This is a genomic window from Streptomyces sp. HUAS TT11 (genome assembly GCF_051553595.1).
Taxonomy (GTDB): Bacteria; Actinomycetota; Actinomycetes; order Streptomycetales; family Streptomycetaceae; genus Streptomyces.
Genome location: NZ_CP196184.1, coordinates 1249700 through 1261568, shown reverse-complemented (window position 1 = coordinate 1261568; position 11869 = coordinate 1249700). Strand labels below are relative to the sequence as shown.

The 11869-nt window shown below is 72.7% G+C and carries 12 protein-coding genes; 9 read left to right on the top strand and 3 right to left on the bottom strand.

Annotated features, from left to right (window positions below):
- Nucleotides 1-55: 55 nt before the first annotated feature.
- The gene (locus tag ACSHXN_RS05930; RefSeq protein WP_355130032.1) at nt 56-1585 is read right to left on the bottom strand and encodes an SDR family oxidoreductase; all 1530 of its coding nucleotides are present in this window, start codon (nt 1583-1585) and stop codon (nt 56-58) included.
- Between the two features lie 180 nt (nt 1586-1765).
- On the opposite strand from ACSHXN_RS05930, the gene ACSHXN_RS05925 reads away from it, so the two are divergent.
- Nucleotides 1766-1933 (top strand): hypothetical protein, encoded by a 168-nt coding sequence (locus ACSHXN_RS05925; RefSeq protein ID WP_356113117.1) that lies wholly within the window; start codon nt 1766-1768, stop codon nt 1931-1933.
- Nucleotides 1934-2091: 158 nt separating this feature from the next.
- Here ACSHXN_RS05925 and ACSHXN_RS05920 read toward each other — a convergent pair whose 3' ends face one another.
- A complete protein-coding gene (locus ACSHXN_RS05920; RefSeq protein WP_356113115.1) occupies nt 2092-3174 on the bottom strand; it encodes an acyl-CoA dehydrogenase family protein in 1083 nt (360 codons plus the stop codon).
- A 99-nt stretch (nt 3175-3273) separates the two neighbouring features.
- Here ACSHXN_RS05920 and ACSHXN_RS05915 point away from each other — a divergent pair, with 99 nt between their 5' ends.
- From ACSHXN_RS05915 to ACSHXN_RS05900, 4 genes are all read left to right on the top strand, one after another.
- A complete protein-coding gene (locus tag ACSHXN_RS05915; protein WP_355130037.1) occupies nt 3274-3630 on the top strand; it encodes a YciI family protein in 357 nt (118 codons plus the stop codon).
- Nucleotides 3630-4835, top strand: coding sequence for an RNA polymerase sigma factor (locus tag ACSHXN_RS05910; RefSeq protein ID WP_356113113.1), 1206 nt, complete (start codon nt 3630-3632; stop codon nt 4833-4835). Before ACSHXN_RS05915 ends, ACSHXN_RS05910 begins: the two co-directional genes overlap by 1 nt.
- Nucleotides 4836-5115: 280 nt before the next feature.
- Complete coding sequence (locus ACSHXN_RS05905) at nt 5116-6480, top strand: phospholipase (RefSeq protein ID WP_438302763.1); 1365 nt, start codon at nt 5116-5118, stop codon at nt 6478-6480.
- A 51-nt stretch (nt 6481-6531) separates the two neighbouring features.
- Complete coding sequence (locus tag ACSHXN_RS05900; protein ID WP_355130043.1) at nt 6532-7440, top strand: oxidoreductase; 909 nt, start codon at nt 6532-6534, stop codon at nt 7438-7440.
- A gap of 126 nt (nt 7441-7566) precedes the next feature.
- Here ACSHXN_RS05900 and ACSHXN_RS05895 read toward each other — a convergent pair whose 3' ends face one another.
- On the bottom strand, nt 7567-9954 hold the full coding sequence (locus ACSHXN_RS05895) for a SpoIIE family protein phosphatase (RefSeq protein ID WP_356291485.1): 2388 nt from the start codon (nt 9952-9954) through the stop codon (nt 7567-7569).
- Between the two features lie 171 nt (nt 9955-10125).
- On the opposite strand from ACSHXN_RS05895, the gene ACSHXN_RS05890 reads away from it, so the two are divergent.
- The 4 genes from ACSHXN_RS05890 (at nt 10126) to ACSHXN_RS05875 (ending at nt 11842) form a co-directional block, all read left to right on the top strand.
- Nucleotides 10126-10497, top strand: coding sequence for a BlaI/MecI/CopY family transcriptional regulator (locus ACSHXN_RS05890; protein WP_356291487.1), 372 nt, complete (start codon nt 10126-10128; stop codon nt 10495-10497).
- A gap of 177 nt (nt 10498-10674) precedes the next feature.
- Nucleotides 10675-10872 (top strand): hypothetical protein, encoded by a 198-nt coding sequence (locus ACSHXN_RS05885; protein ID WP_356291489.1) that lies wholly within the window; start codon nt 10675-10677, stop codon nt 10870-10872.
- Between the two features lie 286 nt (nt 10873-11158).
- Nucleotides 11159-11356, top strand: a complete 198-nt coding sequence (locus ACSHXN_RS05880; RefSeq protein WP_355130168.1) for a hypothetical protein — start codon at nt 11159-11161, stop codon at nt 11354-11356.
- A gap of 93 nt (nt 11357-11449) precedes the next feature.
- Nucleotides 11450-11842, top strand: coding sequence for a VOC family protein (locus tag ACSHXN_RS05875; RefSeq protein ID WP_355130049.1), 393 nt, complete (start codon nt 11450-11452; stop codon nt 11840-11842).
- The last annotated feature ends 27 nt before the right edge of the window (nt 11843-11869 follow it).

Genomic DNA, 11869 nt, shown 5'->3' with positions numbered 1-11869 from the left:
CCGGGGACGCGAGGGGCGGTTCGTGCTTCCGGGCGGGCGGCCCCGCGGGCACGGGTCAGCGGGCGGCGGCGCGCTCGTCCGCCCGGGCCGGCGGGGTGCGGGCGGCGGCCCGGGTGATGTTGCGGGCCATGCCGCCGAACACGACGGCGTGGAAGGGGGAGACGCTCCACCAGTAGGCCTGACCGAGCAGACCGTGCGGATGGAACAGGGCGCGCTGGCGGTACCGGGTCCGGCCGCGATCATCCCGCTCGGCGTACATCTCCAGCCAGGCGAGTCCCGGAAGCCGCATTTCGGCCCGCAGCCGCAGCAGATGCCCCGGTTCGATCTCCTCGACCCGCCAGAAGTCCAGCGAGTCGCCCACCCGCAGCCGTTGTGCGTCACGGCGGCCACGGCGCAGACCGACCCCGCCGACCAGCCGGTCGAGCCAGCCCCGTACCGCCCAGGCGAGGGGGAAGGAGTACCAGCCGTTGTCCCCGCCGATGCCCTCGATCACGCGCCACAGCGCCTCGGGCGAGGCGTCGACCGCCAGCTCGCGCCGGTCCGTGTAGAGGCTGCCGCCCGCCCAGTCGGGGTCCGTGGGCAGCGGATCGCTGGGGGCACCGGGCAGCGAGGCGGACGACCAGCGGGTCGTGACCTTGGCGTCGCGGACCCGTTGCAGGGCGAGCCGCACCGCCTCGTCGAATCCGATCGGGTGTCCCGGCGGGGCGGGGACGTACCGCGCGATGTCGTTCTCGTGGCAGACCACCTCGTGGCGCAGCGACTCGGTGAGCGGGCGGGCGATCGAGGCGGGCACGGGGGTGACCAGACCGACCCAGAGACTGGACAGACGCGGGGTGAGCACCGGGACGGGGAGGACGATCCGGTGGGGAAGGCCCGCGACCGCCGCGTAGCCGATCATCATGTCCCGGTACGTCAGCACGTCGGGTCCGCCGATGTCGAAGGCGCGGTTGACGTCGTCCGGCATCCGTGCGCTGCCGACGAGCAGACGCAGGACGTCCCGTACGGCGATCGGCTGGATCCGGGTGCGCACCCATCTCGGGGTGACCATCACGGGCAGGCGCTCCGTCAGGTAGCGCAGCATCTCGAACGAGGCGGAACCCGAGCCGATGATGACGGCGGCCCGCAGCACGGTGGTGGGGACGCCCGAGTCCAGCAGGATGCGGCCGACCTCGGACCGGGAGCGCAGATGGGGGGACAGCTCGCGTTCGGGCACCCCCACGGGGGTGAGACCGCCGAGATAGACGATGCGCCGCACACCCGCGGCCCGGGCCCGCTCCCCGAAGATCCGGGCCGCCCTGCGATCGGTCTCCTCGAAGTCGTCTCCCGAGCCGAGGGCGTGCACCAGGTAGTACGCCACGTCGATGTCGCGCATGGCCTCGGCGACCGAGTCGGCCCGGGTGACGTCGGCGGCGGCCACGTCGACGTCACCGGCCCAGGGCTGGTCGCGCAGCCTGTCCGGAGAGCGCGCGAGGCAGCGCACCCGGTGGCCCGCGGCGAGCAGTTCCGGTACGAGCCTGCCGCCGATGTATCCCGTGGCACCGGTCACCAGACAGCGCAGACCCGGCCCCGTCCCGTCGTCGTTCATCGGCTCCCGGTCCTCCGCGTCGGTTGTCCTGCAACGATCACTTCCCCTCGGGGGGCCGATCCGGATGCGGGAGCGGGTCGATCCACCCGGGTGCGACATGTTCGCGTCGACCGGGGGCAGGCGAAAGGACACGGACTCGTCGTTTCGAGTCGACGATCGAGGTGGGAGGTGTCTGCCGCTATGGGGGCGAAGGTACTGGAGCGCTTTCCCGCGGGAGCCCCGCGCGGATCATGGCCGGCGGAGGAGTACGCGGCGCGACGACGTGCTGAAGGAGAGCCGGCGAAGGTCATCATGGACATCATGTCGGACGCGTTCCTCGTGGTCGTGCCGGCACGCGACGAGGACTGAGCCGAGGACCGCGCGGGTCCTCGCGCCGGACGGCGGGTGAGCCGTGCCGCGTTCGGGTCCCGCACGCCGCGTCGCAGGCCGGCGCAGTCGGCCGACCGGGTCGTCCCCACGGCACGGCACCGGGGATACCGTGGGTGCGGGACGTTGCGGAGTCCCCGTCACGCCGACGTGGCAGCCGTCCCGGTGGACGGGCCGTGTGCCGGGACCACGGACGCCGCCAGGGTGTTCAGATGCGCCCGGCGCGACTCCTCGGTCTGGCCCTGCACCAGAAGGAACATCCCCTCACGCGCCAGCCGCTGGGCCTTGCCGGTGAGCAGCATCGCCCGGCCTCCGCCGGCGACCACCGCCGCGGTCGTGGCCGTGCGCATCACCTCGTACGCCTGCGTCCTGAGGGTCGGCCGATCCGTCGGCTCCTGCTGCGGAACCGGACCGTCGGCCAGGGCATAGGCGGCGCGGCGCACCTCGGCGAGCCGGGCCCGCAGGGGCCCGGCGGTGTCCTCGTCCAGCAGGCCGAGCGCCGCTTCTGCGACGCCGAACACGGCCGGAGAGGCGTGCAGGGTCGTGCGGCGGTCGGTCGCCGCCCACCGGGAGCGGGGCGCCCGGAGGGCCACCGCGTCCTCGGGTACCCACAGCCCGTCGAGTTCCAGCGACACCGTGCACGCGGCCGTGAGCGCGGCGAGCCGCAGCGGTTCCGACGCGCGCAGGCCGGGCTGCTCGCGGGCCTCGACGAACGCGAAGACCACCTCTGCGCCGTCGGAGACCCCCGCGAGCAGCATCACGTCGTTCAGACCCCAGCCCGTGTACCAGGGCACGGTGCCGTGGAACCGGTGGCCGCCCCGCTCCCGGCTCACCCGTACCGGGGTTCGCGGATACGACCGCAGGTGCGCGTAGGCCACCCCGGAGAGCAGTTCGCCGCGGGCCAGCGGGCCCAGCAGGCGCTCCCGCACCGGCAGGTCGCTGTTCGCCAGCGTCTGTACGGGCGTGTGGTGCTGCGTCTGGACGAACCAGGTCGAGCAGCAGGCCCCCGCCAGGATCTCCGCGACCTCCCGCGCCACCGCGGCGGGCGCGGCCGAACCGCCGTACTCGACGGGCGCGTTCAGCCCGAGCAGCCCGGACCGCCTGATCGCCTCGACATGGCTTGCGGGCACCCACTCCCGGTCGACACGCTCGGCTTCGGGGGCGAGCAGGTCCTTGGCGAGCCGGCGGGCGCGGGCGACGAGATCATGTGCCGGGGTGCTCATGAGGAAGATTCTCCCGGTGTCGCCCGGTGAGCTGTCGATCCGGGGGCCCGCCGTTCGTGTAGGAGGTGAGAGCACCCCGACGGCACCGAGGAGGACGTCATGAAGTACTACCTGCTGAGTGTGATCCAGCCGAGTGAGGGCACCCCGCCCTCGGCCGAGGCCCTGGCCGAGATCATGCGCAACGTCGAGAGCTTCCACGACGAACTGCGCGCGGCGGGAGCCTGGGTCTTCGCCGGAGGACTGCACGGTCCGGAGACGGCCACCGTGCTGCGGCCCAAGGACGAGGACGTGCTGATCACCGACGGGCCCTACGCCGAGGGCAAGGAGTACCTCGGCGGACTGTGCCTGATCAAGGCACCCGACCTGGACGCGGCTCTGGAATGGGGCCGGAAGGCGACCCGGGCCACCACCCTGCCCATCGAGGTGCGCCCGTTCCTGCATCCGGCCGAGGACTGATGACCGGGGCCGTCGACGTCGAGGCCGTCTTCCGTGCCGAGTACGGTCGTGCGGTCTCCGTCCTCGTCCGCTTTCTCGGCGACATCGACCTTGCCGAGGAAGCGGTCCAGGACGCCTTCGCCACGGCCCTTCGGAAGTGGCCGCAGACCGGTGTTCCGCCGAGCCCGGCCGGCTGGATCATCACCACGGCGCGCAACCGCGCGATCGACCGGCTGCGCCGGGAGTCCTCCAGGGACACCCGCCACGCCGAGGCCGCGCGGCTGTTCGCGCCCGACACACCGACCGGGGAGGGGCCCGTGCGTGACGACAGGCTCCGGCTGATCTTCACCTGCTGCCACCCGGCGCTGTCCCTCCAGGCGCGGGTCGCGCTGACGCTCCGCCTGCTCGGCGGGCTCTCCACGGCTCGGATCGCCCGCGCCTTCCTGGTGCCGGAACCGACGCTGGCCCAGCGGCTGGTGCGTGCGAAGGCGAAGATCCGCGACGCAGGGATTCCCTACCGCGTGCCCCGTGACGCCGACCTGCCCGAGCGGCTCGGTGGCGTGCTGGCCGTGGTGTACCTGATCTTCAACGAGGGGTACACGGGTTCCGCCGTTCTGTGTGCCGAAGCCGTACGTCTCGGGCGGCTGCTCGCCGAGTTGATGCCCGACGAGCCCGAGGTCACCGGACTGCTCGCGCTGATGCTGCTCGTGGAGGCGCGCCGGCCGGCCCGGGTGGGCGAGGGTGGTGGAACGGTGCCGCTGCCCGAGCAGGACCGCACCCGCTGGGACCGCGATCTGATCGGTGAGGGGCAGGAACTCGTACGCCGGTGTCTGCGCCGGGGCCGGCCGGGTCCCTATCAGATCCAGGCCGCCATCAACGCCGTCCACAGCGACGCCGCTACGGCGCGGGCCACCGACTGGGGTCAGATCCTCAGGCTGTACGACCATCTGATGGCACTCGCTCCGAGCCCGGTCGTCGCCCTGAACCGTGCCGTCGCCGTGGCCGAGGTGCGGGACCCGGGGGAGGCCCTCGACCTGGTGGACGCGCTGGACCTGGACGGTTACCACGTCTTCCACGCGGTCCGCGCCGACCTGCTGCGGCGCCTCGGACGCCGGATCGAGGCGGTGAAGGCCTACGAGACGGCTCTCGCGCACGCGGACGGCACGGCGGAGCGGGTCTTTCTGGAGCGGCGGCTGCGGGAGCTCGGGGGAGGGCCGCAGGTGTGACCGGGCCTCGGGGCGTCGCCGCCGACTCGGCCTGAGCGGTGACCGGTTGGCCGGTACACACCCTTGACTGGTACAGACCAATGGTGTTGAGTGGATCCGCGCAACCCCCCACCGCGGCCGCCCCCACCGGCGCGTGCGCCAGGCTCTGTTGCCCGCCCCCGTCCGGGGGCGGCCGTGTTCGGCTCGACGGAGTTTCACCGATCGGCAACCTCGGCTGCTGACGCCCGACCGTTCGGCATGGTGTCATGCACCTGACCATCGCCGAACGAAGGGCCATGTCATGCGAACCCCCCACGCCCTGTTCGCCGCGACCGCCGCACTGGTGGCCGCGGCCGTCGTTCCCCCCTCCCCTGCGGCCGCAGCCGTCCCCGCCGCAGGGACCTATTACGTGCAGAGCGCCACCACGGGACTCAACGCGGCCGACAACGGCGGAGCCGTGGAACAGCACAACCCCAAGGGCAACGAGGACCACCAGCAATGGAATCTGAGAGGCAGCGGATCCTCGTACGTCCTCGAGAGCGCCGACACCCAGGGCAGCTGTCTCGGCCGCTTGGGCGACCAGGCCCGTACCGTCTCCTGCGCGAGCGCCGACGCGGCGTGGGACATCGCGCCCGCGGGCGACGACCAGTACACCCTGAAGGCGCCGGGGACCGAGCGCCGTCTGACCGTGGGAGCCAGACCCTCCGGGTCCAACTACCCGCCCCAGTTGGTCATCGGCTCCTCGGGCGGCCTCGCCACCTGGTACCTCACCCCGGTCACCTCGCCGACCGGCCCCATGCCGTCCCCCGACCAGCGCACCCTCGACCAGGTCACGTTCCTCACCGCGCACAACGCCTACGCCAACGGAGTCGACGGCGGCTTCGCCCCGCCCTTCGTGAACCTGGTGCCCAATCAGGCCCGCGGCATCAGCCGGCAACTCGACGACGGCGTCCGGGGATTCATGCTGGACATCCATCAGACCCCCGACGGGGCGATCCTCTGTCACAACAGCTGCACCCTGGTCAGCCGACCGGTCGCCCTCTGGGTGGACGTCCAGCGCATCGTGGACTTCCTCGGGACGCACCCCGATCAGTTCGTCACCGTCTTCCTCGAGGACTACGTCGATCCGGGCGTCCTGCGCAGCGAACTGGCCAGGGTGAACGGGCTCTCGGACGTCCTCTACCGGCCCGATCGCACCGGGGTGGGACAGAACGGCTGGCCGAAGATGACCGATCTGATCGCGGCCAACGACCGGCTGCTGATCCTCACCGATCACAGTCGTGCCGCGGACGAGGCCGCCGGACTCACCCGCGACAGCTTCGGCGTGATGTACCAGAAGGACTGGACGGTGGAGAACTACTGGTCGATGGGCCCGGGCATCGGCTCCTCCGACTGGTCCTGCTACAGCCGCTGGTACGACGCGAACACGGTCATCCCGCTGACCCGCACCGAGCCCGGTTTCCGCCCGCTGTTCGTCATGAACCACTTCCGTGACGCGGCGATCGCGTCCACGGCGCAGACCGACAACACCAAACTCGCCGACCGCGCCCAGCGGTTCTGCGGGCCGGCGGCCCGGAAGAAGCCCAACTACCTCGCCGTCGACCGCTACGACCTCGGCGACCCGGCCTCGGCGGTGAACACGCTGAACACGTACACCTATCCGTAGAGCCCCCCGAACCGGATGCGCGGGTCCGAGAAGTGTGCGCATGATCCACCCATGACCTCACGGACGATCACCGCGGACGCCGCGGGCACCTGGACCTTGGGCGATCTGCCCGTCAGCCGCATCGGTTTCGGCGCGATGCGGCTGACGGGCAGTGCCGCCTTCCACCTCGGCAGGCCGAGCGACCGCGAGCAGTCGATCGCCGTACTGCGCCGGGCGGTCGAACTCGGCGTCAACCACATCGACACGGCGGCCTTCTACTTCTCGTCGCTGCGCTCGGCCAACGAGCTGATCAACAGCGCCCTGGCGCCCTACGCCGACGAGACGGTCATCGTCACAAAGGTCGGCCCCTACCGCGACTACTCGGGTGACTGGGGCACCTCGGCCCGCCCGGACCAGTTGCGCGGGCACGTAGAGGAGAACCTTCGGCAACTCGGCAGGGACCACCTGGACGTGGTCAACCTTCGCTGGATGGAGCGGTGGGACTCGATCGCCGAACACTTCGGCGCGCTCGCCGAACTGCGCGCGGCGGGTCTGATCCGGCACCTGGGCATCTCGGGCGTCGAGCCCCGCCAACTCGCCGAGGCCCAGGCCATCGCACCGGTGGTGTGCGTACAGAACCAGTACGGTCTCCACGCCCCCGATCCGGACGCGGACGAACTGCTGCGGCTGTGCGGTGAACAGGGCATCGCGTTCGTCCCGTTCTTCGCGGTCGCCGGGCAGGGCGGTGCGCGCGGGCCGGCCGGCGAGGAACTCGACGAGGTCCTGACCGTCGCCCGGGCACACGGCGCCACACCCGCCCAGGTCAGACTGGCTTGGACGCTTCAGCAGGGCCCCCATGTCCTGGCCATCCCGGGCACGGGCAACCCCGACCACCTCGTGGAGAACGTCGCGGCCGGCGCGCTGCGGCTCACGGACGACGAGATGAAGCGCCTCGACGCCGTGCGTGGGCAGGGGCGGTAGGAGGCCGTGCCGGCGACCGGGTGCGGACCCGCGACCGAGGCGTGCGTGACCGTGCGCCGGCGCCCGGCACCTCGCGCGGCGCAGCACGCCGGCAGTCCGCTCGGCTCACGCACCGCCGTTCTCGAGTCAGGGGGGCAGCGGCAGTTCGGCCCAGACGCACTTGCCGTCCGGCGTCCAGCGGGAACCGAAGCGGGAGGCGAGCTCGGCGACGATCGCCACTCCCCGGCCTCCCTCGTCGGTCGGTCCGGCACTGCCCGTCCGCAGGACGTTGAGGCTGTGGTCGAGGACCTCGCACACCAGCACCTGATCCCGGATCAGGCGCAGCCGTACGGGACCGGCTGCGTGGAGCACGGCGTTGGCGAGCAGTTCGCCGACGATCTGCTCACCGGCCGGGACCAGCCGTTCCAGCCCCCAGTCCCGCAGTGTCCGCACGGCCGCGGCGCGCAGGCCGCCGACGGCCGCGGCGTCGGCGGCCGTCTCCCACTCCATGACCTGGTCCGGATTCAGCGAGTGGGGCCGGGCCAGGAGCACCGCGACGTCGTCGGACTGCTCTCCGGCCGGGATGGTGGCGACGGCCGCCGAGCACAGGTCCTCGAGCGGTGCCCCGGGCCGCTGGGAGAGGGCCCGGCACAGACGGTCCAGCCCGAAGTCGATGTCGTGGTCATGGGTCTCGACAAGACCGTCGGTGTAGAGGACGAGTGTGCTTCCCTCGCTCAACTCGTACTCCACGGCCTCGAATGTGCGGGTCCCCACCCCGAGCGGTGCCCCCGGGGGGACGTCGAGCAGGGTGACGGCGCCCGAGGGGTCGACGAGGGCGGGGGGCGGGTGCCCGGCCCGTGCGGCGGTGCACCGCCCGCCGATGGGGTCGTAGACGACGTACAGACAGGTGGCCCCCATGATCATGGGGGGCATGGCCTTCGCATCCACGCTCTCGGCCCCGAGCCGGGCGAGCAGGTCGTCGAGGTTGGCCAGTACCTCGGCGGGGGGCAGGTCCAGCGCGGCGAGCGTCATCGTCGCGGTGCGGATCCGGCCCATGGTCGCCGCGGCGTTGATGCCGTGGCCGACGACGTCGCCGACCACCAGGGCGACCCGGGCGCTCGACAGCTGGATCACGTCGAACCAGTCGCCGCCGACACCGCCCCGCTGGTCGGACGGCAGGTAGCGCCACACCACGTCGACGGCGCTCCCTCCGCTCGGATGGCTGGGCAGCAAGTCGCGCTGCAGCGCCAGGGCCGCGGTGTGCTCGCGGGCGTAGCGGCGGGCGTTGTCCAGACTCAGCGCCGCCCGGCTGACCAGTTCCTCGGCGACCAGGCGGTCGTTCTCGTCGAACGGCACCGGATTCTCCGTACGGACGAGCAACGTGACCCCCAGAATCTCGCCGCGGGCGTGCAGCGGCAGGATCATCAGGCTGTGCATCCCCAGGGTGACGACCCGCTCGCGCCGTCGCGGGTCGTGGTCCAGCCACGAGCCGGGGGAGGCGTCCAGGACGGGTTCCAGATAGGAGCGTCCGGACGCCAGCACGTCCAGGAAGGGGGAGTTCGGGGGGACGAACACCGGATCGCCGCGCGACCAGACAGACTCCGGTACACCCTCGTGGATCGACGCCAGGCCACAGCGGTGGAACGCCGGGATACGGCCGTCGCCCGCCACGCCCAGCCGGGCCAGGGGCCGCTCGCTCAGTTCGGCCGCGTCCAGGAGATCGATGGTCGCGTAGTCGGCGAGCACCGGCACCATGACGTCCGCCAGGTCCTGCGCGGTCTGCATGATGTCCAGGGTGGTGCCGATGCGGGTGCCCGCCCTGCTCAGCAGCGTGATCCTCTCCCGCGCTCGCCGTGAGTTGGTGACATCCACGTTCAGCGAGCAGACGCCCGGTCTGCCGTCGCGCGCGTCCTCCACCGGGAACACCGAGAGCGCGTAGGTGCGCCGCCAGCGGCGGTCCAGCTGGTCCAGTTCGCGGCCGATCACCGGCTCACCGCTTTCCAGCACCTCCTGCAGAGCGGCCCTCACGGCGCCGGTGTCCGCGTACAGCGGCGACTGCTCCAGCATGCGGCCGAGCCGATCCCCACGGGGGCCTCCGTAGGCCTCGGCGAGCGCCCGGTTCAGCCACGCCATGCGCAGCTCCGAATCCCAGACGGCCATGGGGAAGGGGCAGTTCTCCGCGACCGACATCGCGCGCGCCGCATCGGGCCCGATCACCGAGACCAGCCAGTCCACGGTCCCGTCCTGGCCCGGCAGAGCGGACACCCGCAGACTCACGTCCACGGTCCGCCCGTCACGACAGCGCAACGCTCTGCGCCCCGACCACTCCCGGCGGAACCCGTCCCCGACCTCGCGGGACGACGCCAGGAGGGACCCCGCGGACCGTCCCAGAACCTCCTGCGCCCGATAGCCGAGCAGCTCCCGCGCGGCGTCCGTCCACCGAGTCACCGTTCCCGACGGGCCGACCACCGCAAGCGCGGCGCCGGCGTCACAGTACGCCGAACCGGCACCGGACCCGGTGTCGAGGTCGGACATCTCTCCACGCTAGGCCCGCCCCATGACCCCCGCAATCCGTCCGAGGACCGAGGACCGTGCCCGGCGGCGGCCCCTTTCATAATGGACGCGCGACCCGGTACGGCCGGGTTCGCGCGGACTGCGTTGCTGCGGACGGGCCACGGGGACGGCCGGTGGGGTGAGGAAGGATCCATGACCGAAGAGAAGGACGAGCGCCGCCCGGCGGGCGAGCTGGAAGCGAGCGTCATGGCCGCCCTCTGGGCCGCGGACGTCCCCCAGACCCCCGGCCAGGTCCAGCTGAGCCTGGGTGACGGCCTCGCCCGCACCACGGTGACGACGATCCTGTCCCGGCTGCACGACAAGGGTGTCCTCGACCGCCGGCGCCAGGGTCGCGGCTACGCCTATTTCCCCGTCCAGGACGCCCACGGCCTCACCGCCCGGCGGATGCACACCGAGCTGGACCGCGACACCGACCGGCACACGGTGCTGGCCCGTTTCGTGGCCCAGCTCAGCGAGGAGGACGAGCGCGTTCTCCGGGACCTGCTGGAGTCCGACGAGGCATGACCTTCCTCCTGCTCCTGCCACTCGTCGTGTCCCCCGCTCGCGAGGGCCCCTCGGCCGGCTCGCACCCACCACCGCCCTGTGGGTGGTGACCGGCTCGACGGTGGTCCTCGCGGTGTGTTCGCCGACCGCGCTCGGCGAACGGTGCGTCCGCCGCGCGCCGGGCCGGACGTGTTCGTCGTGCCCGCCGCCGTGTCCTCGACGGCGGCCCTCGTCCTGTGCGCCTGGACCCTGGGCGGGGCCGTGCCGCGTCAGACCCGCGCCTTCCGTGCGGCGACCGCCGAGGCGGCCCGCCGCGCCACCGCCGGCGACCTCTGTGTCATCGGCTCGCCGGGACCGGACGCCCACGCCCCGGCCGGCCGCAGCGCGTCGTCGTGACCACCGGGATGCTCCGCGCCCTCGACCCGGACGAGCGGGAGGCGCTCTTCGCCCACGAGGGGGCCCACAACGCGGGCCGGCACCACCCGCTTCCGCGCGGCCGCCGAGATCGCCGCGCGCTGTCGCCCCGGCCTGCGTCCCATGGCGGCGGCCGTCCGGCTCGCTGCCGAACGCGCCGCGGACGAGGCCGCCGCCGAGGTGGTGGGCGACCGTCGGCCGACCGCCCGTGCCACCCGGCCGAGCCACCCTTGCCGCGCGGGCCTCTGCCGGGGAGCGCCCGTCCTTCGTGCCCGCCGCGAGCAGCGCACCCGTGCCGCAGCGGGTCGCGGCGCTGCCGGCGGTACCGCGCGCTTCGCGCCGGGCGGCACCCTGGACCGCCGTGCTCCTCGGCACCTGTGCCTCGGTCTCCGCCGCCGCCTCGGCGACCGGGGTCGCCGGCCTCCACCACGATGTCGAGGCCGCTCAGGGCGAAGCGGGCCGCTGAGCGCCGCCGTGCACCTCCCGAGCCGCGCGCCGGAGCACTCGACGCGATGCCGTACGCTACGTGTTACGTATAACTCCCTCCCCGGAAGGTCCGATGAGACGCATCGCCCTGGTCACCCTCGTCGTCGACGACTACGACGAGGCGATCCGCTTCTACACCGAGGCCCTCGGGTTCCGGCTCGCGGCCGACGAGCCGCGGCCGGACGGCTCCCGGTGGATCGTCGTCGAACCCGGCGCCGCGGCCCCGGGCAGCGGACTGCTGCTCGCCCGGGCCAAGAACGAGGCGCAGCGCGGCCGGGTCGGCGATCAGACCGGCGGGCGCGTGGGCTTCTTCCTGCACACCGACGACTTCGCCCGGGACCATGCCCGGATGACCGCGGCAGGCGTGACCTTCCTGGAGGAGCCGCGGCACGAGCCGTACGGCAGCGTCGCCGTCTTCCAGGACCTGTACGGCAACCGCTGGGATCTGCTCCAGCCCGCCGAATGACCCACCGACGAGAACCAGCTGCCGAGG